The 21956-nt window shown below is 64.4% G+C and carries 23 protein-coding genes; 9 read left to right on the forward strand and 14 right to left on the reverse strand.

The features are described 5' to 3' along the window. The first annotated feature begins 1283 nt into the window (after positions 1-1283). Together BIV04_RS16640 and BIV04_RS01820 are read left to right on the forward strand one after the other, a co-directional pair. The gene (locus BIV04_RS16640) at positions 1284-1511 is read left to right on the forward strand and encodes an AlpA family transcriptional regulator (protein WP_071253632.1); all 228 of its coding nucleotides are present in this window, start codon (positions 1284-1286) and stop codon (positions 1509-1511) included. Then, positions 1511-2578, forward strand: coding sequence for a site-specific integrase (locus BIV04_RS01820; RefSeq protein WP_071253633.1), 1068 nt, complete (start codon positions 1511-1513; stop codon positions 2576-2578). The genes BIV04_RS16640 and BIV04_RS01820 overlap by 1 nt, the downstream gene beginning before the upstream one ends. 281 nt (positions 2579-2859) lie before the next feature. Here BIV04_RS01820 and BIV04_RS01825 read toward each other — a convergent pair whose 3' ends face one another. Both BIV04_RS01825 and BIV04_RS16310 read right to left on the reverse strand, forming a co-directional pair. Next, positions 2860-3051 carry a hypothetical protein gene (locus BIV04_RS01825; RefSeq protein WP_143048504.1) on the reverse strand — a complete coding sequence of 64 codons (192 nt, stop codon included), beginning with the start codon at positions 3049-3051 and terminating at the stop codon, positions 2860-2862. A gap of 264 nt (positions 3052-3315) precedes the next feature. Further along, the gene (locus BIV04_RS16310; RefSeq protein WP_083396050.1) at positions 3316-4176 is read right to left on the reverse strand and encodes a toll/interleukin-1 receptor domain-containing protein; all 861 of its coding nucleotides are present in this window, start codon (positions 4174-4176) and stop codon (positions 3316-3318) included. 1243 nt (positions 4177-5419) lie between these two features. Between BIV04_RS16310 and BIV04_RS01830 the strand changes: the two genes are divergently transcribed. Continuing rightward, positions 5420-6004, forward strand: a complete 585-nt coding sequence (locus BIV04_RS01830) for a GntR family transcriptional regulator (protein ID WP_083396051.1) — start codon at positions 5420-5422, stop codon at positions 6002-6004. Positions 6005-6049: 45 nt separating this feature from the next. On the opposite strand, the gene BIV04_RS16645 is transcribed toward BIV04_RS01830, so the two are convergent. From BIV04_RS16645 to BIV04_RS01855, 5 genes are read right to left on the reverse strand one after another with little or no spacing between them, the layout of a single operon-like run. Beyond that, on the reverse strand, positions 6050-6448 hold the full coding sequence (locus BIV04_RS16645) for a hypothetical protein (protein ID WP_143048505.1): 399 nt from the start codon (positions 6446-6448) through the stop codon (positions 6050-6052). Continuing rightward, on the reverse strand, positions 6445-6708 hold the full coding sequence (locus BIV04_RS01840; protein ID WP_071253641.1) for a hypothetical protein: 264 nt from the start codon (positions 6706-6708) through the stop codon (positions 6445-6447). The genes BIV04_RS16645 and BIV04_RS01840 overlap by 4 nt, the downstream gene beginning before the upstream one ends. Before the next feature lie 10 nt (positions 6709-6718). Then, positions 6719-7036 (reverse strand): hypothetical protein, encoded by a 318-nt coding sequence (locus BIV04_RS01845; RefSeq protein ID WP_071253643.1) that lies wholly within the window; start codon positions 7034-7036, stop codon positions 6719-6721. A gap of 2 nt (positions 7037-7038) precedes the next feature. Next, positions 7039-7287: a glutaredoxin-like protein NrdH gene (gene nrdH, locus BIV04_RS01850; protein WP_255364107.1), complete on the reverse strand. Its 249-nt coding sequence runs from the start codon at positions 7285-7287 to the stop codon at positions 7039-7041. Between the two features lie 11 nt (positions 7288-7298). Beyond that, positions 7299-8234 carry an alpha/beta hydrolase gene (locus BIV04_RS01855; protein ID WP_071253647.1) on the reverse strand — a complete coding sequence of 312 codons (936 nt, stop codon included), beginning with the start codon at positions 8232-8234 and terminating at the stop codon, positions 7299-7301. Positions 8235-8360: 126 nt separating this feature from the next. On the opposite strand from BIV04_RS01855, the gene BIV04_RS01860 reads away from it, so the two are divergent. Both BIV04_RS01860 and BIV04_RS01865 read left to right on the forward strand, forming a co-directional pair. Continuing rightward, the gene (locus BIV04_RS01860) at positions 8361-8771 is read left to right on the forward strand and encodes a MarR family winged helix-turn-helix transcriptional regulator (RefSeq protein WP_071253649.1); all 411 of its coding nucleotides are present in this window, start codon (positions 8361-8363) and stop codon (positions 8769-8771) included. A gap of 389 nt (positions 8772-9160) precedes the next feature. Beyond that, positions 9161-9598 (forward strand): GNAT family N-acetyltransferase, encoded by a 438-nt coding sequence (locus tag BIV04_RS01865; RefSeq protein WP_071253651.1) that lies wholly within the window; start codon positions 9161-9163, stop codon positions 9596-9598. 774 nt (positions 9599-10372) lie between these two features. On the opposite strand, the gene BIV04_RS16315 is transcribed toward BIV04_RS01865, so the two are convergent. From BIV04_RS16315 to BIV04_RS01890, 5 genes are all read right to left on the reverse strand, one after another. Further along, complete coding sequence (locus BIV04_RS16315; protein WP_083396052.1) at positions 10373-12289, reverse strand: family 43 glycosylhydrolase; 1917 nt, start codon at positions 12287-12289, stop codon at positions 10373-10375. 60 nt (positions 12290-12349) lie between these two features. Next, positions 12350-14272: a glycoside hydrolase family 127 protein gene (locus BIV04_RS01875; protein WP_071253655.1), complete on the reverse strand. Its 1923-nt coding sequence runs from the start codon at positions 14270-14272 to the stop codon at positions 12350-12352. A gap of 2 nt (positions 14273-14274) precedes the next feature. Then, positions 14275-15051 carry a carbohydrate ABC transporter permease gene (locus tag BIV04_RS01880; protein ID WP_255364108.1) on the reverse strand — a complete coding sequence of 259 codons (777 nt, stop codon included), beginning with the start codon at positions 15049-15051 and terminating at the stop codon, positions 14275-14277. Positions 15052-15155: 104 nt separating this feature from the next. Beyond that, the gene (locus tag BIV04_RS01885; protein WP_255364109.1) at positions 15156-15950 is read right to left on the reverse strand and encodes a carbohydrate ABC transporter permease; all 795 of its coding nucleotides are present in this window, start codon (positions 15948-15950) and stop codon (positions 15156-15158) included. A gap of 264 nt (positions 15951-16214) precedes the next feature. Further along, a complete protein-coding gene (locus BIV04_RS01890; protein WP_071253661.1) occupies positions 16215-17507 on the reverse strand; it encodes an ABC transporter substrate-binding protein in 1293 nt (430 codons plus the stop codon). A gap of 124 nt (positions 17508-17631) precedes the next feature. Between BIV04_RS01890 and BIV04_RS01895 the strand changes: the two genes are divergently transcribed. Beyond that, positions 17632-18654 carry a LacI family DNA-binding transcriptional regulator gene (locus BIV04_RS01895; protein ID WP_056261547.1) on the forward strand — a complete coding sequence of 341 codons (1023 nt, stop codon included), beginning with the start codon at positions 17632-17634 and terminating at the stop codon, positions 18652-18654. A 53-nt stretch (positions 18655-18707) separates the two neighbouring features. Here the strand turns inward: BIV04_RS01895 and BIV04_RS01900 are convergent, their stop codons facing one another. Further along, complete coding sequence (locus BIV04_RS01900) at positions 18708-19166, reverse strand: MarR family winged helix-turn-helix transcriptional regulator (RefSeq protein WP_071253663.1); 459 nt, start codon at positions 19164-19166, stop codon at positions 18708-18710. 57 nt (positions 19167-19223) lie between these two features. Here BIV04_RS01900 and BIV04_RS01905 point away from each other — a divergent pair, with 57 nt between their 5' ends. The 3 genes from BIV04_RS01905 to BIV04_RS01915 are packed head-to-tail and all read left to right on the forward strand — an operon-like array spanning position 19224 to position 20909. Continuing rightward, positions 19224-19592 carry a VOC family protein gene (locus tag BIV04_RS01905; RefSeq protein WP_071253665.1) on the forward strand — a complete coding sequence of 123 codons (369 nt, stop codon included), beginning with the start codon at positions 19224-19226 and terminating at the stop codon, positions 19590-19592. Continuing rightward, positions 19585-20442 carry an NAD(P)H-binding protein gene (locus BIV04_RS01910; protein WP_071253667.1) on the forward strand — a complete coding sequence of 286 codons (858 nt, stop codon included), beginning with the start codon at positions 19585-19587 and terminating at the stop codon, positions 20440-20442. The genes BIV04_RS01905 and BIV04_RS01910 overlap by 8 nt, the downstream gene beginning before the upstream one ends. Further along, entirely contained in the window at positions 20439-20909 is a 471-nt protein-coding gene (locus BIV04_RS01915; RefSeq protein ID WP_083396054.1) for an EVE domain-containing protein, read from the forward strand. The genes BIV04_RS01910 and BIV04_RS01915 overlap by 4 nt, the downstream gene beginning before the upstream one ends. 16 nt (positions 20910-20925) lie before the next feature. Here BIV04_RS01915 and BIV04_RS01920 read toward each other — a convergent pair whose 3' ends face one another. Further along, positions 20926-21843: a LysR family transcriptional regulator gene (locus BIV04_RS01920; protein WP_071253670.1), complete on the reverse strand. Its 918-nt coding sequence runs from the start codon at positions 21841-21843 to the stop codon at positions 20926-20928. Positions 21844-21956 lie beyond the last annotated feature (113 nt).

Below are 21956 nucleotides of genomic sequence, written 5' to 3' on the forward strand. Positions count from 1 at the left end.
GCTTCGCGCGCTCTCCCCATACGTCCCGTCCGGGTCGCTTCGCGACCCTCTCCTTGCATCAGCTTCACCCCCGCACGGTCACGATGACCTGCTCGTCCATCATCTCGTCCACCGCGTGCACGGCACGCGTGGCAGCGGCTCGGTCCTCTGCTCGTCACCCCGTTCGTCTCCCCAGGGCGGATGCCTGATCGAAGGTGCTGCCGCACCTTGCCTGCCGGCGGCCGCACACGGGTGGGGTGTCGCAGTTCGTCTCTCGGTGCGTGCACCCGGACGTTTGGCATCTCGTCTCCCTGAGGCGTCCACCGGTGCGCCTCCCGGTGCGTCATCCGGCTCGTCTGGCCTGTGTGTTCCGGTGCCGCACCTGCCGAGGCTTCGTGTCGTCTCGGTCGCCGGGGCGGTGGGGCGTGGCGGGTATCGATCCGGTGTCGAGGTGGCTCCCTGCCGGGGGCTTCCTCATGGCCGGGTGAGTGCGGACAGGCTGCGGGTCGTCTGCCGGTGCGGTGGAGCGTGACGGGTGACGGACCGGTCCCGGAAGAAGCTGACCCTGTGCGCATGAATCAGCCATCGGAGAGGCCCCCGGCAGGGGTGAAGGCGAGCACGCAGGCTGCGCGCACAAGGAGGGCGGTTCCCGACGCATCACGAAGTGGTGTGGCGTGCCAGGCGAGGCAGACGCTCACAGCGTCAACCAGCCCCTGAGCTGCACACGGCAGCGAAGTCCCCGCCCACCGGCAGGTGGGTTCCAGCAGCGAACGAGTGAGCTGAGGGAATCGCAGCCGTGACGGACGCGCCAGCGTTCGGCGGGGCGGAGACGCTTCTCGCGCAGCGGGAAGTCTGACGGGGAGCGGAGTGGACCGGAAGAGGGCGCCGGAACGAGGGTCAAGTGCGAAGCAGTTGAAAGTGCAGGTGGAACGGCGCCAGCGATGAGCGGCGCTGTGGGCGATACTCGTCTCGCTCAGCTCACTGAGTGTGACCAAGGAACTTTCGCGAATCTCGTCCCGTGAATCTGCGCGCGGAGGCGTGCCGTGGACCCTTCGTCGAGGCCAGCTGACAGGCCATTTCAGTGCGCCTGGCGGCACCGTTCAGAGCCGCCCCTACGGCAACCTAGTGACCCGACATTGGTGCGCGTCCCCAGTTTTTTGACGTGCATGTATGTCGGTGAGGAGCCCCACCTAATGGGACGCGCGCGAGTTGACGCCACTCCACTTCTGATGCGCCTACGACCAGGCCACAGGTCGCCTAGGCCAGCCAGTTCTGTTCATCGAGGTGCCGCGCATGGGTCATGCATGACCATCACGATGACCGAAGAACCGCTCGACTCCATGTCGTACAACGAGTATTTGACGCTGCAGCAGTTGAGCGCCTACATCCAGATACCCGTGCGCACTATCCATTACCTGCGGAAGAAGGGTGACGGGCCGGTCGGCCGCAAGGTCGGGCGCTCGGTGCGCTTCAGCCGGGCAGCAGTTGATGCCTGGTTCGACGGCTTGCCGGCCAGCGGAACGAACGTCTGATGCTGAAGAAGGACGACAAGTCGAACAAGTGGCGGGCCCGCATCTACTTCAAGGGCAAGCAGATATCGATGGCGACCTTCGACAGGAAGGAGGACGCCCAGAAGTGGGAGGGGAAGCAGAAGCTGGCCCTGGTCACGAACGACTGGCAGGACGACAAGGCCGGGAACATCACCGTTGCCGCCGTCATTCTGGAGTTCAACGAGTCGCGGGCCGGCACCATCTCCGCGAAGACCGTCGACACGGACGAGGCCAACCTGCGGCTCCACATCCCGGAGAAGCTTGCGCGCAGACCCATCCGGTCCGTTCAGTCATCTGAGCTCCTTGCCCTTTACTCCTCCCTGTCCAAGCGCCGCTCTCACGCCACCGTGAAGCGCATCCGGGACAGCACCATGTCGCTCTTCAACTACGCGGTCGCTATGGGCTACGCCCCCCACAACCCAGTGAAGACCGCGCGCCTGCCCCGAGGCGACGGGCGCGTCGACAAAGCCGTTCGACCCTTTACACCTGACGAGTTCGAGTCGATGCTCGCCGCCCAACGAGACATGCACCCGAGATACGCCGACTACGTCGAGTTCCTCCGCGAGACGGGACTTCGATGGGGAGAACTCGTGGCTCTCCGAGTTGGTGACGTGGTCACGGAACCCTTCGACGCCATCATCGTCCGCCGCTCACAGTCCGACGGTTACGCAGAGAAGCAGACTAAAAGCGGGAGAATCCGACGCGTCCCTCTGCTGGGGAACGCTCCGGCCATCGCCGCGCGCTACGGCAATGGTCGCAAACGCAACGAACGGCTGTTCATCACCCCGACCGGCGCCCAGCTAAACAACGGAAATTTCAAACGAGCCCTCGACTGGGCGGGAACAGCCCACGGGCACCGCGAGTACGACCTGCGCCACACCGCTGCAACTTCCTGGCTGCAAAACAACGTGGACATCAAGACGGTGTCTGCCTGGCTCGGTCACGCAACGACGCAGCTCACCCTTGACACCTACGGCCACCACATGGGCTCGGACGCCGACACAGCTGCCATCGAGCGAGTTCGGAAGGCTCGGGAACTCGGTACTTAGGAACCGAGTGCTTCTGACGGAGAGTACCCGGGGGTCTCCTCGTTACCGGACGAGCCCACCCCGGTACGCGGAGGCCACGAGCTGCGTCCGGTCGCGGGCCAGCACATTTTGTCATCGCGCGAGACACATGGGTCAGGACTGACAAGGGCGCGACAAGTATGTCGGCCGCGACCGTGTCGCCCTTGCCTTCCGTGGCGGCGACGACCACGTCCGGATGACCTGGTCTCAGCCGGTCGAAGAGCGCCGCGGCTTCAGTACCGACAGCCCGGGGGCGTCGCGTCTCAGACGTCGGCAAAGGCAGAACGCACGTACTCGGCCTCTGACATCCGGCCTGTGGCGTGGCCGACCAACGGTTCGGCGTCGGGCCTGTTTGGTTCCCGCCCCTCGTGGGCTTCGATGCCGCAGTTGCTGACTACGCGTTTACGCACCGCCTCGTCGACACCGACGAAGGGGTCAGCGTAGAGCTCGAACACCCCCACACCAGACAAAGTGTTGAGCCCCCGACAAGTCGTGTCAGCTCACCGAGGCGTGCCTGAAGGGCTTAGACCCAGGGTTCGTTGGTATTTATCTCGATCGCGAGTTTCGTAGAGGTCGCGGCCCTGGAGACCCAGGCACCACCACTAGCGCCCCGGATTTACTCAGAAACGAACATCTGAGGATCAGGCATAAGCGATGGTTCATCGGCTCCTATGTGGCCGATATTGTTGATTATGTCGAGTGTAGCTTGTTTGGCGTTGTTATTCGCCAGAGAGATCTAGGGCCTCCCCCAGAGCGTCCGCCTGCCTCGTGTCGTGCCAACTAACCTGAACTCCAAGCACTCGTCCTTCGATCACCGATTCAACGAGAGCACGATCAGCCGAAGTTGCCCTGGATTGCGCTTTGGCCAGGACATGCGTTGTCCCACCCAAGGTCGAAAACACTCCTAAAACCTCGACGGCACCACCCGTCACGATTCGCACTTCGTCTCGCAAATCGCGCTCAAGCTTGGGTAGGCGACCACCGACTCTGCCCTCAGACGATGGGTCAGGAATGCGATTCAGGCGTTTGTCGATGCTCCTTACCTTTGACACGATCTCGGCAACCATTTCGCCTACATCTCGTTGCGGCTCGGAAGGTTGTTCATGGCTCTGCGGCCGCCAAGATGAGCTGAGGCCGTCAAAGACTGACTTGATAAGCACCTCCAGGGCATGCGGGTTCTGGGCGCCATTCGCCTGGCCCGCAATCTCTCGTAAGAGCCGTTTTAGGTCCTCATCGTGCCTCAACTGCGTCGCCTGAAATTGCTGCACCGGTCCAGTCAGGTCAGAGGGCAGAAGATCCACCAGAACAGTTGCGACCCGGGCCTCTAGAGCCCTCCCTAGAGCGCCGGCCTCAAAGTTGATCCAAGGGGCGTTCTGGTTTGCTCTCGAGACAACGACAAGGCCGTAATCAGTCGCGCTAAGGCTTGATGCGATGGCAGTAAGGCCTCGGTCTCCCTTGGCGATGTCCAGACTGGAAACGAAAACCTGGACGTGACCGTTGCAAACGATCTCAAGAGAATCCTTTAGGGCCTCAGCTACGGCCCGTTCGGCATTTCCAGACCAACTGATAAAGACACGCATGAGCCGACAGTAACAACATCATCGAGTAGCCGATAACGCGCCTTATGTCCAGCCACCCCGGCGAGGCCCTGCCGCCGGGGGCGGGCGCGACCGTCAGTGTTCCACACTCAGCCACCCGGACCGATCGCGTGTTCACCGATCAAGTCTGACAAGGAGTGCAGGTACGACGGGTACCGTCCGCGGCTGTCCCTCCTGGATCTTTCGACCCCGACGCCTTGCGTAGCGACCTTTGCGCCTTACCCGACGCCTGTCGCGGAGAGACGGAGCACCCCTGCCGGCCCGAACCGGTGGGGGTGCTTTCTCTCGTCATCAACACGGTCTGCAGCGCCACGACGATGAAGGGCGTACCTTCTGCGCGTAGTAGGCGGGGATTAGCCGCCAAAAACCGGGGTACAGGATTCGGGTTCCGCACCCCGCGGTGGGGCCGGCGCATTCGGGTTGCAAATCCGGCCCCGCTTTCTACGCCGGACCGGTGGCCACACTCGCGCCTTGGCAACTGCCTGCGGCGCATCATCAAGGAGCGCAGCCGACTCGACTCCTGCGCAGCTGCTGCTCCCAGCCACCCGTCGCCCTGCGCGATCAGCGCATTCGTTAGGCGCCAAGCTGGCTTGGGCATAGCCTCCGGGGGTCGGGCCTAGACCTCGCCAGGCACTGGTGGTCGATTGACCCACCAGGCCATCTTCTACGAAGGTCAAAATTTCATGCCCACCCCCACGTCTCCCATAGCCCTCCTCAGCCTGGACATAGCGGACTACCTCGACGACCCAGCGGACGAAGACCCCCTTGAACCGACGACATAAATCGTCGCCCGACAAGACATGACTCGAGTCGGCGCTTCCCACAAGGCTCCGTCTCTCTTGCTGGAATCGTTTAGGAATTCATCTAGTTAGAGCGTCTAGCATAGACATCACAACTAGTTGCCAAAAGCTATGTCCGCTGCGAAAATTGGGGCATGTCGGACGCCCACCCTCGCGATGGTGATGCCTCATGGTCTGTGTCCGAGGCCCCTGGTCAGCAATCCGTGATCAACATGCGTCTCACGGATGGGGCTGCGCGACAGGTCACGGTTCGGCTGCGAATGAGCGCTCCCGCGATTGCGGAACTCGCCCAGATCATCAGTGACTTCGGACAAGAATCCACCAAGACCGAAGGCCGCTGAGCCCACAGCTCACAGCTCACAGCTCACAGCTCACAGCTCACAACATCTCGGTATACCAAACGCACAATGTGCTAAGATCGGTGCATGCCGATTCCCACAGCCACCCCTGAAGCGGGCCCACGCCGTCTCCTCCGAGATGTCGTCTTCGAGAAGATGCTGGCCGCGATCGTCGACGGCACTCTCGAGCCGGGCGAGCGGTTGAATGATGACCAGTTGGTGAAGTGGTTGGGGGTGTCTCGCACCCCGGTGCGGGAGGCGATCGCGCAGCTGCACACCTACGGTCTGGTCGAGATCGAAGCGAACCGCTTCACTCGCGTCTCCGCCCGGGATGACTTGGTTTACGCCGAGGCCGCGCAGTTCCTCGCCGGACTGCACACCCTCGCAAGGGAATGGGGCACGGGCAACCTCGACTCCGCCACCCGGAAGACCCTGTCGAAGTCGATCGCCACAGCGCGAAAGCAGCTCAAGGCCCACGACCTCGACGGTCCAGGGACGTTGCTCGACGTCCAGGGCGAGCTGGCGAAAGCCTCGGGGAACGCTTTGTTCGTGGGGACGGAGGAGCCGTTGCGGATCCGGGTGAACTTCCTTCGCCCGCGCGAGGCTGATTCCTATGACTGGGATGCCTTGGTGGCGGTGGCGGATGAGCTAGCGGAAGCTATCAAGAGCTAGCAACGACGAACAGACCACTCCCCCACCTGTCGGGCTGCGGCCAGGTCATGCCTCGGGGAGTGGGGTCTTGGCGAGTTGTTGGATGCGGCCGGGACTGACGCCGAAGGCGGCTGCTGCGGCGTCGAGTTTGTAGCCGTCTGCGCGGGCGGTGCGGACGGCGTCGCGGCGCAGTTGTGCTGCGCGCTGCTGCAAGGCCCGGGCCTGCTCTTCGGCCTCGAGTGCTGCAGCCCAGAGCCGTTCCGCCTCTTCGGTGACGTGCACGGTGACGTCGACGTCGACACTGTCCGGTGAAACGCCGAGGTGGAGGGCTGCAACCTCCGTTGCCACGTCGGCGATTTCTCGAACGGTTCGTGCTTGGCCTACGGCGTCGAGTTCGGGTAGCCGCACAAGCCACCACCGCCCATCGCGGGTGGCGGTGGCCTTCAGGGTGCGGGTGCCGGTCACTCCTGCCCCTCGGGGCCCGCGGTTTGGGTCTGAAGCTGTGCCTCGACGGTTTGGGCAAGGGCCCGTGCGGCGCGGGCCTGACGCTCTTGGCTCTCGGCCCATTCGACGTCGGGGTCGCTGGAGTCGCCGGCACGAAGGGCGTTGTCGGCTGATGCACGGGCGGCGTCTTGAAGGGCCGTGACGAGGATGCGGCGGGCGTCGTCCGCGGTCAGCTCGAGGGTCACCGTGATCGTGGCCTGGGTGGGACTGGTGTCGGTCATGGTGGTCTCCTTAATTCTGGCGGTGGGGGTGTGCGGGCGGTGTGACTGTGTGGTGGCGGCCTTTCCAGCAGGAGCAGTTGCGGTGGTCGTAGGCGGCTCGGTAGAGGCGGTCAGCTTCGTGGTTCAATCGATCCACTTCCCGGGCGAGCTGCTCGAGCTCGCTGGTTCGCATGAGGTACGCCGTGGTGAACCCGGCCTCATAGATGCGCTTCTCCGAGGCGGTCAGCTCCCACGGTTCGACGTCGCTGGAAGGGTCGTCGTAGAGGGGTGGCGCGTCAGCATCGGTGGGAGGCGGTACCTCTTCCTCGGCCCACCCAAACTCGTCCATGGCTACGCCTCGACTGCTTCGCTCTCGGTCGCTCCCCCGGCGGCCACGCGGTCGATGTGGTCGGGGCGGAACCCTCCCCAGTGGTCGTGGTCGGAGACGACGATGACGGGGGCCGTGAGGTAGCCCAGCTCCTTGACGAATTCGAGGGCGTTGGCGCTCTCGGTGACGTCGACCATCTGGTAGTCGAGCCCCTTGGCGTCGAGCGCTCGGTAGGTCATGCGGCACTGCATGCAGGTGTTTGCATCGCACACTGTCGAGAGATTCAGCTGGCGAGGTGCTCCCGGAAGAAGACGTCGAGGGTCTCGACGGCTTCGTTGACATACTCGGGCTCGTCGTACATCTCGTAGTGCCCCGCCCCGTCGATGACGTGGAAGTTCTTGGCGTTGGGCGCTTTCTCCCAGAGGGCGAGGCCGTCGGAGTAGGAGAACGTCGTTCCGAGGCGGCCGCCGACGATGACCTGCAGCGGCTGGGCGAGGAGTTCGTCGACGAGGTTGAACGCGTCGTAGCCGAGCATCATGGCGTCGCTGGTGAAGTAGCGGCGGTTGGTCGAGTTCTCGTTGTAGCCGCGCGGGGTCCGGTAGAACCGCACCGCCTGGAGCGTGTCGATGTCGGTGATACCGAAGGCCGTTGCCTGGTCCTCGGTGTCGGGAATCCACATGTTGCGGTCGATGTCCTTGCCGGCGGCGGCCGCGGTGCGCTTGTCGCCGACGGCGTCGATCATCGCGATCGCGGAGCCCTTGGAGGAGGTGTCGGCTTGGCGGAATGCTCGCCCGACGTTGACGGGCACGACTGTGCCGAGGGCCTTGATGCGGTGGTCGGTCATGGTGGCGCTGACCGCGTAGCCGCCACCGGCGCAGATGCCGAGGGCACCGATCTGAGAGTTGTCGACGTACGGAAGCGTCGTGAGGTAGTCGACGGCGAAGCGGATGTCGTCGACGCGCGCGGCCGGGTTCTCGAGGTCGCGGGGGTGGCCGCCGCTCTGGCCCTGGAATCCGGGGTCGAAAGCAAGCGCGACGTAGCCGCGGTCAGCGAGGCCTCGTCCGTAGTTCGCGCCGATCTGCTCCTTGACGCTGCTCCCGGGCGTGGAGATGACGACCGCTGGGTAGGAGCCGTCTCGGTCGAAACCGTCCGGCAGGTGGAGCTGGCCGGCGAGGTCGAAGGTGTCGTTGCTGAAGGTGATGTCCTGCGTGGTCGACATGGGGGTCGATCCTTCCGGGGGCTGAGGGCCCCGTAGTAGACTGTTCGTCGGGCAAGATTGTCCGAGACTACGAAAGTTTCGTTTGGAACTAGTTCAGACCTATACCACTTTTTACCAGGAGCCTCGATGCACACCTCCAGCGCCGCCCGGATCTGGTCGTTGAACCACCAGGTGCTGACCCGGGTGATGAACGACTGCGCTCCGGAGATCGAGTCGCTCGGGTTGGAGGCGAAGGAGTTCTTCGTCCTCGGCGAGATCGATGACTGCCCCTACCCTGCAGAACTCGCCGTGCGGCTCGTCCTGCCCAAGCCCAGCGTGACCGTGTACCTCAAAAACCTTCAAGCCAAGGGCTTTGTCCGACGAGAGATCGATCCCGCCGACCTTCGCCGGCACCGCCTCGCCCTCACCCCTGAAGGCGCACAGACCCTCGACAAGGCGCTCGAGATTCTCTCCGTGAAATTCGATGAATGGCTCGTGCGCCTCGACACGGACGAGCAGACCGAACTTCAGCGACTGCTGGCGAAGTTGCTCAACTAGTCACGTTGCCTGAGCTATCGGCCGGGCAACCCACCGAGAACCGTCCGCGCTCGACCAGTCGACGACCTGGCCAAAAATCACGGAAGCCAAGACCCCGTGCCGTTCCGCGCTGGGGTGGCACTCATCCCCATCACGAACCTGCTGGGTACGACCTACGAGTGCGCCGTCAAGGGCCGGCGTCTCGAACGCGTACAGCTGGAAACCCAGCTGGTCTCGGGGTCCTTCTCTGCTCGCTCGCTCTCGAGTGCACTTATGTGACCGCATCGGTCGTCAAGACCACGCAAGTAGCAGCTGACACTGGGCTGGTCACAGAACCCATCTGCACCCCGGCACCCATCTGCACCCCGGCGCTCCTTGGGCTGCTGCCTCTCGTCGGGAAGACTCGAGACATGCCCCTGCACCGTGACTACCGCATCCTCGATGGGCCGCCACCCTTGGCCGACTACCTCCGGCTGCGAGTCGAGAGCAGCCTGTCGCCCAAGAGTGGAGCCCAGGGTGCCGGCGCGCTGACCGGCTCCTGGACCTTCCGGCACGTCATCGACACCTTGGAGAACGTCGTCGGGATGGGACGTGTCGTCGGCGACGGCGCCTGGTACTTCCTCATCGCCGACATAGCGACCCTCCCCGCGCACCAAGGCCGAGGGACCGGAGGTGCCATTCTCGACGCCCTCCTGGCTCACATCGCTGAGCACGCGCCTCCGGGGGCCTACGTGACCCTCACGGCTGATCCACCGGGCCGACGCCTCTACGAGCAACGCGGCTTCGTCGACATCGCCCCCGGACGAACCGGGATGCACCTCGTCATGCCCAGTCCAGGTGTCCAATAGGCGATCCCCTACCGGGCAGACGGGATGAGGAGTTGTCCACGCCGTAGTGCGCTTGCTATCAGAAATTCACCGAGGGCCGTAAGTGCTATTCCTGCGTATGCGAGGGTCGGCCATTGTGAGTTGCCGATTCCGCCGTTCCATACCCAGAAAGCATTCGCGGTTATGGCGCCGACGCCAAGAAGCCCAAGACCCAGGGATGCGCGGATGTGGGGCGCCCTTGACTGGCGACGACCCCTGACAAGGAGGTGAATCGTCGCGGCAGAGACGCATGCACCGCCAAGCAAACCGATGAATGGTGCCGAGGCAACGAGCACTTGTCCGAGCGCAGGAATTACCGGTCGCGGCATGACGGTCAGCCTTTGTGCGACTGCGGCGCACGCGCTGACGAGTAGGAAAACCTCGGCCGCGGGCGCGTGACGTAGCGGTCTCTCATCCGTTGCACCGAACACGAGGAAACACAGCCCCCCGAGCGTCAGCACACTCCCCCAGATGCCGACAGCGTCGCTGATGCGAGGAGATAGGGAGTGAAGAAGGGTGAGGCAGGTGCACAAGCCGCTCAGGACGAACATGACGGCTCCGAAAGCTTCTAGCTGATCGCTACCTCGACCAGCGGCTTGAGGTTCGTCGCCCGGGGTGCCTTCCTCGCGTCGATGCATGTCTCGTTCCTTGCTTCCGCTCAACTTCGCACCGAACAGCACGGCCGTCTTCCGAAGCGAAGACGGCCGTGCCCTTCGTGGTTGCGCCTAACTCAGAGCCCTGCTCTCGCTCGTCTGTCTACTGAGCTGTGGCATCTGTCCAGCCTGACCAGGACGATCCGTTCCAGGTGTCTCGCGCGTAATCACCGGATGGCGTACGGACCGTCACGTCGGTCGTCCCGTCGACCCGGGAGGTCACGGCTGGGGCGGATGCTGCGCCACTGCTTGGCTTGCCGATCGACTGCCAGTTGGCCCATCCGGCGGCACTCGTCCAGTAACGCTCCCAGATGTTGCCGTCTCGACCCAGTGCGTAGATGTGCATGCGTCCCGCGTTCCAGCTTGCTGCGCTCGGAGCGGAGACGAGCCCGGCCGCTCCTTGCCCGAGGTCTTGCCATGCTGACCAGCTTGACCCGTTCCAGGACTTCGTTGCGATCGCGTTGTTCGCGGTCCGGACGAAGAGGTCGACACGGTCTGTCGTGCGGGACACTGCGACCGGAGCGGACAATGCACCCCCGGCAGGAGCGCCGAGATCTTGCCAAGACGACCACTGCTGCTCTGGGGACCACCACTTCTCGTAGATTTTGCCATCGCTTCCGCGGACGTAGACGCTTTGCCGGTTCGGACCCCACGACGTTGCCGAGGGTGCAGACCCGAGCCCATTTGGGGTGGGGGCCCCGAAGTTCTCCCAGCCGCTCCAGCCGGAACCGGTGTTGTAGGCGTGCGCGAGAGTTCCGTCGGCGCGAGCGGTGAAGACGTCGATGGTGCCTGCAACCCTTGACTCTGCCGCAGCCGCAAGGACGGCAGCGCTACCGGTCGAGGGCAACGCCGACCAAGCGGACGTACTAGAGGCGCCCCCGGCGCGTTGAGCGATGGCCCCGGAGGAGGTGCGAGCGAAGAACGAGACGCTGCCTCCGGAGGACACGGCGGCGATGGCGGAGTTGTTGACCCCGGAGTCACCGGACGGGAGCAAGGTGCTGGCTCCGGGCTGCTGGGGCTGGCTGAAGTTCGGCGTCCCGTCACTGTTCCACGTGACCTTCTTGGCCATCAGGCGGCGGTCGCTGCCGTCGAACGCGACGGCCGTGCTCGTCTTCACGTGATAGGCCACCCAGTCCTCTGAACCGTCGGGCGAGGTGAACCATGTCATGGATCCGGGCCCGTACGCGCCGACCGAGTCGTTGCGTTTAAAGACGCATCCCGAGGACTTCGTCCACGACGATGCCTGCGTCAGGTCGGCGCCCAGAGGCGCAGTCATCATCCCGACGCAGTAGTCGGGGCTCTCGTACCCACCGGCCGAGAAGATGTTGAAGACCTTATTGCCGTGCACGACGATGTTCGAGCCCTCGTCGATGCACCTGCCGTTGGCGCACTCCCACCCGGATGTTGCTGCCTGCGCGACCTTGGACCATCCGGTTGTCAACGTGTACGGATTTGATGCTTTTGCCGCCCAGATGCCCCCCTCATAGGTCTGGAACAGGTACAGCTGCGATCCCACTAGCGCCGGTCCCGCCGCGTAACCCAGGCCGTTGACGACTCCGGGAATGTACGCCTTGAACGTGTAGGTGCTCGTGGGGTCGCTGTTGGCGCTCTCGAGGACGAAGGACTTGCCGTGGTTCTGGTCGCCGTCGTCCCCTTGCATGTAGATGTACCAGCGTCCACCGGAGGGGAAGAGGTATCCGCCCCATCCGACATGTGAGGAGATGTCGGGCATCGAGGCGGGAGGTGTCCAGACGCTGATTTCGGAGCCGTCGGCGAGACCGGCGAGGCTCGATGCAACGCGCATCCGCACCTCCGTGCCGGTGTGGTCACCGTTGTAGAGCATGTAGTACTTGCCCTGGTAGGTGTGGATGTCCGGGTCGGCGCCGGTTCCGGGCAGCAGTGGCAGGTTGGCCACCGTGGCATTCGTTGCTGCGACCGCCGGTGTCGGTGCGGTCACACCGATCGTGGCGGTTGCGAGCAAGGCAGCCAGTACAGCGAGTGTGCCGAGACGACGGCGCATGGGAACTCCTTTGTTCGCACCTTGCAGGTGGGTTGGTGATTTGTCGTTGCGTCGGATGGTTCAGGCGATGACGGGCAGCCAGACGCGCATCGTGGTTCGACCGCGCTCCCCCCAGTGCGCGTAGGGGCGCAGAAGCAGCCGAACGGGGACCGCGTCGTCGTGTGCGGGCTCCTGCGTGGCGTAGGGCCATCCGGCTGCCGGGTCGTCGCTCCTGGCCCACCCGCGGGCCTCGATGAGGTCCGGGCCGACGGTGGCGAGATCCGCAGCCGGGTCGATCTCGATGTCCGCGATGTCGTAGCCAGCGGGCAGGTCGATGCCCTCCAGCGCGAAGACGCGCGGGCCCTGCTCGACCGCGAGGCACCCACGCAGTGCATCCACCTGAGGGGCCGGACCGATGAACCGGGGGCGCATGTCGAACGTCACCTGCAGGGTGTCCCCGGACACGACGCCGTTGAATTCCGTACTGCGTTCTGCGGTGATCGCCACCGCTGATCCTTCGACATGAACGAGAGGCGTGCCGGCCCAGGAGGGCACTCGCACGCTTATGGTCACTCCTGCGGCCGGGGCGTCCTCGACGACAACGGTCACGGTGCCGGAACGGGGATAGTCGGTCTCCACCCGGAAGGTGACGGGACCGCCGTCGACGTCTACGGTCCATGTGCCGGAGGCGTACTGCACGATCTGGACTTCCGAGGCGGAGCTCGTCACCGCGTAGGTGGAGAGAACGGCGAGGGTGCGGGAGACGTTCGGGGGGCAGCAGGACACGTCGAACCACGGGGCACGTTCACTTGTTGCGGACCGGACGCTTGGTGTGTCGATGTCGATCGGCTCTCCCTCGACGCGTTGCTGCAAGGGGTTGCTGTAGAAGAAGCTGTGACCGTCTGGCGCAGGAGAGGTGGCGATGATGTTGAACAGGGTGCGTTCGATGAGGTCGTTGTAGCGCTGGTCTCCGGTGGCCAGGTACAAGCGCCAGCTGAACATGATTGATCCGACGCCGGCACAGGTCTCGCAATAGGCCCGGTCGGGTGAGAGTTCCCAGTCGTCACCGAAAGCCTCTCCGGTGTGCCGTGACCCCATGCCCCCCGTGACGTGCGTTCGGCGACGTACGGTGTGTTCCCACTGCCGTTCGAGGGTGCGGAGCAGCTCGTGGTCACCTTGCTCGACGGCGACGTCGACAGCGCCGGCGGCGAGGTAGAGGGCCCGGACGGCATGGCCGTGCAGGGCCAGCGTCTCGCGGACGGGGGTGAGGTCTTGGAAGTACTCCTGTCCCATCTCGCCGCCGCTCAGCCGTCCGCTGCCGCGGCGCTCGACGAAACGCTCTGCCTGGCGGACGTATTTTTCGTCCTCGGTCAGGCGACCGAATTCGACCAGCGCCGGCTCGATGTTCGGATGCCCGCAGTACCGCTGGTCTCCGGCGTCACCGAAGGTCGTGACGATGTGGTCGGCGGCGGCACGGGCGACGTCCAGAAGGAGTCCAGGCCCGTCCACGCGGGTGGCCGCGACCGCTGCTTGGAGTAGGTGGCCGTAGTCGTAGAGTTCGTGGCCCCACTCGAGGTCCGAGTAGCGGGGGGACTGCCCGGCCCGGCCGAACATCGTGTTGAGGTACCCATCAGGTTCCTGCGCGGCAGCGACGACGCGCACGAGGTCGTCGCGCTCGGCTCGCAGTCGGGCGTCAGCCGGTTTCCGGCCAAGTTCCCAGGACATGGCCTCGATGAGCTTGTAGACGTCGGAGTCGGTGAACTCGCGACCGCGTCGGCGTTCAGGCAACGTCCCGTCTGCTGCGGCGCGAAAGTTGTCGACCCAGCCGAGGCGCTCCATCCACGACCTGGAGTGCTCGATCATGACAGTGCTGTTCACGTTCTGCCAGTGCCCCCAGTAGCCGGATGGGTTCAGAGCCGACCGGTCCAGGGATGCAGGTGTCCGTTCGGTCTCCGTCGGCAGCGTGGGTGCGATGGGAGTCGTGGGTGATGTGGTGAGGGTCATGGTCAGCCTTTCAGGGCGCCGGTCATGAAACCGCGGACGTAGAAGCGTTGGAGCACGAGGAAGAGCACCACACAGGGGATCGCGAGGACGACCACACCGGCCTCGGTGGCGCCATAGTCGATCGACCCGAGTGTCTGCTGGCGGATCGATGCGATGGCAAGCGGGAGCGGGGCCTTGTCGGGGTCGTTGATGAGGATCAGCGGTGCCACGAAGTCGTTCCAGGATGCTAGGAACACGAACAGCCCGACGGTGATCATGCCGGGTGTGACCGAGGGGATCAGCACTGACCAAAGGGTGCGGGGGCTGGACGCACCGTCCATGACCGCTGCTTCCTCCAGTTCCATGGGGAGCCCCTCGAAGGCGATCCGCATCATGAACACGGCGAATGGCAGTTGGTACATGGCAAGGACCAGGGCGAGACCGATTAGGGAGTTGGACAAGCCGAGGGTGTTCAAGAGGACGTAGAGCGGAATGAGCAGCGACGCCGCGGGAACCATCAAGATGCCGAGGATGAGGATGAATAAGACGTTCTTGCCGGGGAAGGAGAAGCGGGCGAACGCGTATCCGGCGAGGGTGCTGATGAAGAGTACGAGCGCGACGGTGAGCAGTGCCACGAAGAGGCTGTTGAGGAAGTACCGTCCGAGGCCGGCTTGGAAATGCACGAGGGCTTCGTAGTTGCCGAACCCGTAACCGTTCTGCTGGGAACTGTCGCCTTGGGGGCTGACGGAGGCGTAGGCCGCCCAGGCGAGTGGTGAGACGAAGGCGAGGACGATGAGCATCGTCAGCACCATTCGGGTGCCGTGTCCGAGTCGGTACAGCGACCATCTGGGCCCTGCTCCGGTTTGTGTCGGCACGCCTGTGCGGGTGCGAGAGGGTAGGGCGGTCATGAGTGGTCCTTTTCCCTGAGGAAGACGATCTGTGCGGCGTTGAGCACGAGAAGCGCGATGAGGGTGGCGACGGAAAGCGCGCCAGCCTGCCCGAGGTCAAAGCTTTGGAACGCGGCGCGGTAGATGAGCTGCACGACGGTGATGGTGGAGTTGTCGGGGCCACCTTGGGTGAGGATGAAGAACTGGTCGAAAGCAAGTAGCGATCCTGTGACTCCGAGGACGAGCGACAGCATGATCGAGGGGCGCAGCAACGGCAGAGTGATCCGGCGGAACACTTGCATGGCAGTTGCGCCGTCCAGACGTGCGGCTTCATAGAGCTCGACAGGTATCGCTTGGAGGCCGACGAGCAGGATCAGCATGTAGAAGCCGGTGAAGCGCCAGACCACCAAAACCACTGTCGCCCAGAAAGCTTTGGTGGGGGTGTCGACGAAAGACAGCGGCTGGTCACTCAGGCCGAGCCACTGTGCGATGCCGCTGAGGGGTCCGACGTTCGGGCTGTAGAGGCCGACGAAGAGCAACGACGCGCTGGCGACGCCCAGTGCCGAGGGCAGCAGGATCGCCAAGCGGACGAAGGTGTTCGCCCGCGACACCTCTTGCACGAACAGGGCGAGGGCCAGTGACAACACGAGCACGATGCCTGTCGCGACGACTGTGTACAGCAGCGTGAACCCGACTGCGGGCAGGAAGAGCGGGTCGGAGGCGAAGCTGAGGTAGTTTTCCGGGAAGTTCGATCCGGCGTTCCCACCGATGAGGCTCCAGTCACTGAAGGACATCACCACGACGGTGATCAAGGGAACAACGAACAACAGCACGACGAAGACGGCTGCCGGTGCCGCGTACGCCCATCCGATCAAAGCCCGGCGGTGTCGCGTGTGGAACGAACGGGTCGTCCTGACGGCTTGGGGTCGACGTCGCTGTGGCGAGTCGATGGTGGACGTAGCTGTGAGCACGGGAACTCCGAACGGGTGTGCAGGTGCGATCACGCCGAAGGGCGCGAGGGTCGGGTGGGAGGTGCCGGCCGGGGCTGGGCAGTAGTCAGCCTCGGCCGGCGGCGCTCAGTTCGTGAGCTTGGCGGTGATGGCGTCGTTGTCGGTGCTGAGGTCGGCCGCGCTGCCGAAAACCTGGTCCCGAAACAGGGACAGCCACGGACCATTGGGGTCGTTGAACGCGGCGCCGTAGTTCAGAGCTGACGGCGTCTGGCCTTGCGCGACGAGTTCGTTGATCTTCACGACCCGCGGGTCTGCCGAGGAGTAGCTGTTGTCGGCGAAGTCGGCGCGGGTGACCAGACCGCCGGTCTTGGCGATGATGTCGACCTGCGCTGCCTCGGTCTCAGTCCACTGCAGGTAGTTCCATGCCGCGTCTTGGTTCTTGCTGCTCTGCGCGATGCCGATGGCATCGCCGCCGACGAACGAGGACTCTCCTCCGTCGACACCGGGGATGCCGGAGACACCGGTGTTCTCGGGCATGGTGCCCAGGGTGGAGCCCGGCATGGGCATGAGACCGACCTTGCCGTCGGGGAACGGTGCCGTCCAAGTCGCTCCGGTCTCGTCCTTGGTTCCCGAGCCGGCGACCTTTGCCAGGTCGCGGTACGAGGCAAAGACGTCTTTTGCCTCGTCGGTGTCGAACGTCGCCTTCGTGCCGGCATCGTTCATGACGGAGCCGCCGGATGCCCAGATGGAAGGCCACATCGTGAAGGCCATGCAGCCCGGGCAGTTTCCACCGAAGTAGGTTCCACTCACGCCGGGCTCTTCCAGCGCGGAGATCTTCTCGGCGTCGGCGACCCACTCGGCGAGCGTCGTCGGGGGTGTGTTTGGATCCAGGCCGGCCTGGGTGAAGAGGTCTTTGTTGTAGAACATCACGGAAGCGTCGACGACGCTCGGCAGGACGTACTTCTTCCCTTCGTACGTGCCCGCCTGGATTTGGGCTTTGTTGAGCTGGTCGGCGTAGGGCAGGGCGTCGATGCGCTCAGTGAGGTCCGCGAACAAGCCCTTGGAGGTGTAGTTCGGCAGGTAGACGATGTCCGACGAGAAGAGGTCGGGCAGTGATCCCGAACCCGCGGAGGAGCCGACCTTGGCCTGGTAGTTGTCATCGGGGATGATCGTCAGGCTGATCTGGTTCTTGTGAGTCTCGTTGTATGCGTTGACCAGGGCCTGGCTCTGCGTCTTGGTCCCAGCCCGAGTCCACATCGTCAGCTCGGCGCCGGTGTCACTCCCGGTGGCAGACCCGGAAGAAGTGTTCGAACTGGTGTCGCTCGCGGAGCAACCGCTAAGGGCTAGACCTGCGGTTGCGGCGAGGCTGACGACGGCGACGACGAGACGGCGCCGACGGTGCGGTGAGGTGACGGGCATGCTGCCCTGCCTTTCTCTTCATTGAGGATGATCGATCTCGATCGAAAGTTTACGAAAACCTTTGCGTGACTGTAGGGCTCCTGAGGTAAGGTCGTCAAGCACCAGTTGCGAACGGAGCCGAACCTTGACGGATCAACGCCTCGGCATCAAAACGCGTCGAACGACGCTGGCAGATGTCGCCCAGCTCACCGGGGTCTCGGTCGGCACGGTGTCGAAAGCCTTGAACGATCGCGACGGCATCAGCCAAGACACCCGTGACGCCGTCCTCGCCGCGGCGGAGAAGCTTTCGTTTCGCCCGAACTCTCTCGCGCGCGGGCTGTTGTCGGGCAGGACGAACACGGTCGGACTCCTGACCAACGATCTCGAGGGACGATTCAGTCTCCCCATGCTGATGGGTGCCGAGGATGCCTTCGGAGCCCAGCAATTGTCGGTGTTCCTCTGTGATGCCCGTGGTGACGCGATCCGTGAACAGCACTACGTCGGCAGCCTGCTCGACCGTCAAGTCGACGGCATCCTGGTCGTAGCGGATCGTGCCAATCCGAGGCCTCCCCTCACCGGGCGGATACCTGTTCCAGTGGTCTATGCCTACGGGCCCTCCTCCGACCCCGACGACGTCTCGGTCATCACGGACGACGTCGAAGGCGGCCGACACGGAGCCATGCATCTCATGGACATCGGTCGCCGGCGACTTGTCTACATCGGCGGCGATCCCACGTATCTCGCCTCATCACAGCGGGCAGACGGCGCCCTCGAGGCTTTGCGCTCTCGTGGCTTGTCGCCTGTGGTGGAGCCCGCCTTCGGGTCGTGGACCGAAGCATGGGGGCGGCAAGCGACGCTGATGATGCTCGATCGTGCTCCTGATCTGGACGGAATAATGTGCGGCAGTGATCAGATCGCGCGCGGTGCCCTCGATGTCCTTCGCGAACAGGGACGAAGTGTGCCGGGTGACATCGCGGTGATTGGATACGACAACTGGCGGCCACTTGCTGAGCAGAGCCGCCCGCAACTGTCGACGGTCGACATGAACTTCGAGGAACTCGGCAGGACGGCAGCTCGCCTTCTGTTCCGGCGGCTGGCCGGTGAGCACGTCGAGGGACTACATGTCGTGACGCCCTCGCTGGTCACTCGTTCCTCCACCGTCTCCTAAGAAGACATCAACAGCTCTCATTGACGACGCCTGTGCCGCCGCAAGATCAGCTGTCACCCGACGGGCATAGACGGTTTAAGAGAGGAGATCATCTGTCGCAGGGCCCGGAAGCAGAGCTCCCTGTCTCGGTCAGTAATTCCCGCAAGCATTTGGATCTCGATGGCTCGGACGGCCGCCGTCGCGGTCTTGAGTTGCTTCCGGCCTTTCACCGTGAGTTCGGCGGGGAGGGCGCGGCCGCTCGAGGCATGCGTCGGCCTGCTGACGAGGCCGTCGCGCTGGAGAGCCTGCAGCAGGACGTTCATCGACTGCCTGGTGACAAAGGCCCCTCGAGCCAGATCGGAGTTGGTCATCCCCGGCCGCTGAGCGAGCAGTTCAAGACATGAGTAATGAGTCACCGTCATGCCCAGAGGGCGAAGGATGTCCTCCATCGCCACCCGGAGCGCCATCGAGACCTCTTTCAGTAGGTACCCCATCGATGTCTCCAGATCGATCGCATTTTTTTCTTGACTCATGTCAGTAGTCTGACATAGCCTGATTGATGTCAGAAAACTTACATCGAAAGAGGCATCATGGCTGTCACCGGTCCCGACTTCATCTCACTCCAGGTCCGCGATCTCGCCGCGGCACAGGCGTTCTACGAGCGCTACCTCGGCCTCGTCCAGTCCCCGTCCGGGCCCGCGCACGCGGTGGTGTTCGACACCAAGCCCATCGCCTTCGCACTTCGAGACCTTGTACCCGGAACCGATCTCGATTCCGTCTCTCAGCCCGGCATCGGCGCAGCGATCTGGCTGCACGCAACCGACGTGCAAGACATCCACGACACGCTCGTGGCGGATGGCCACCCCATCGCGTCCGCGCCGATCGACGGGCCGTTCGGGCGCACCTTTACTCTCGTCGACCTCGACGGCTACCTCATCACCCTCCACGACCGTGCCTAAGCGCAGCATCCTGGTCTTCGGAGCGACTGGTGCGCTCGGCGGGCACCTCCTCGAGGCCCTCGCCGACCGCGGCCTCCCCCGGGGGAGCGTCACCGCCGCAGGCAGAAACAAAGAGCGCCTCACCGCACTTGACGCCGCCGGGTTCCAAACGGCGGTCGTGGACATGTCAGATGCGGCGCGTGTCGCCGAGCTCGTCACACTGCATGACGAAGTCGTCTTGATCTCCGGCGGCGACCCCGACCGAGCGAGCCAGCACCAGACGGTGATCGACGCCGCCCGAGCCGCGAACACCGCTCACGTCTACTACACCAGCGGCGTGCGGGCCGACGATGACCAGTTCCCCATCAACGCAGATCACTTCGCGACCGAGAGAGCTCTCGCAACATCAGGGGTCACCCACACAGTCCTTCGCAACACCTGGTACGTCGAGAACTTCCTCCAGTCCCTCGGAGGGCCCCGCCACACGGGCGTCCTGACCGCCGCCGCGGGCGGTGCCGTCGTGGCGGCGGCCACCCGGAAGGACTTGGCCGAAGCACTTGCGGTCGTGGTGACGACGGAAGGTCACGAGGGTCGGACCTACAGCCTGTCCGGGGACGTCGACTACTCTTACGACGACATCGCCGAGGCCATGTCCGAGGTCCTCGGGCGCGAAGTGGTCTACCGGCCCGTCAGCCCGGGGACCATGCGCGACCTGCTTCAGAGCAGCGGCCTGGCCGCCGATGCCGCAGCGTTCATCGTCGGGCTCGACGAGACGATCGCCGCAGGCGCCTTCGCCCGGGTTGGGGACGACCTCCGCCGCCTCCTGGGACGACCTACGACCGGGTTGACCGAGGGACTGCGATCAGCATGACGTCACGGATCGCTGCGGGCAACGACCCTGCCCGCGGCACCCAGCCCGCACCGCGCTTCTGGATCAACGCGGTCACCCTCGACCACGTCGAGCAAGCGGTGAGGGGCGGCTTCACCCAGGCCGAGCACGGCGCCGCCGGCAAGCTCCGGCAGCCACGACGCGGTGATGAGATGCTCTTTTACTCACCCCGCACGACCCTCGTCGACCGGACACCCGTCCGACAGTTCACCGCATGGGCCACCATCACTGCGGACGAGCCCCATCAGGCTCGCGTCTCTGACGACTTCCACCCCTGGCGACTCGCGGCAATGTTCCACCCCTGGCAGCCCGTGGACGCCAAACCGCTCGTCGACGAGCTGTCCTTCGTCGCGGACCCGAACCACTGGGGGCTTCCGTTCCGCCGCGGCCTGTTCACCATCCCCGAGGAAGACTTCCTAACGATCACGTCCCATTCGTCGCGGGGCTGAGGCAGCGCCCGCATCGTCATCGCGGTGGCGGCAGAGTCGAGACGGCCGTACGCATCATGGTCCGCAGCCAGCGCGAGGCCGGATCGGCCTCGGCCCGCTGATGCCATCGCTGTTCCACCGTTGCGCTTGGGAGGGTCGCCGGCACCTGGTGGGCACGAAGCGGAACACCTCGATCCTGGAGATGTGACGCCAATCGCGAAGGAACAAGGCACAAGAGGTCGTCCTCCAGCGCCATCAACGCACCGACTGCGTACGACGGAACGACGGCGACGACCCGGCGAGCACGACCTGTGCGTGCGAGCACCTCGTCGAGAGGTCCGTGATCGAGTCCCCTCCGCGAAGCGGAAACGTGTGGGACCGAACAGAGATCGTCGATCGAGAGGCGCTCTTGCCGCCCCAAGGCCGAAGAGGCGGACACGACCGCGACGAACACGTCGACGAACAACACCGAGGTGTACACGTCGGCAGGGCTGCCATCGAGCACGCCGACATCGAGATCGAGCGTTCCGTCTCGCAACGAGTCGACGGATTTTGAGTCCTGACCGACGAACGCGAGCTGCACGGAGGGCGCCTCAGCGGCGACAAGGCGCGTGAGCCGCGGTGCGATCACCGGGGTCAAGGCGTCGTTGATCCGCACCGAGAACGATCGACGCCACGTCGACGGACTGCCAATCGTGTCCGACCGCAGGTGGTCGATCTCTTCGAGCAGCCCTCGGACCCGGGCCCCGACACTCGTCGCGAAAGGCGTCGGGACCATGCCTCGACCCGCTCGCACCAGGATCGGGTCGTGCATGGCACCACGCAGACGCTGCATCGCCCGGCTGGTGGCCGGCACGGATAGGTGCAACAACTCGGCGGCCTTCGAGACGCTGCTCGTGCGGATGAGCGCATCGAGCACTCGGAGCAGGTTCAGATCAAGCTGTTCGGCGCGCACGCTCAGATTGTGTCTGACGCAAGCCAGTGTTGCAAAGGTTGCGCTTCACAAAACTACGGTCGAAAGGGAGCATAGAGACGGGCCGCCGGCCCAATAGCCACCGCACGAGCGGC

This window comes from Frigoribacterium sp. MCBA15_019, assembly GCF_001864945.1.
GTDB lineage: Bacteria > Actinomycetota > Actinomycetes > Actinomycetales > Microbacteriaceae > Frigoribacterium.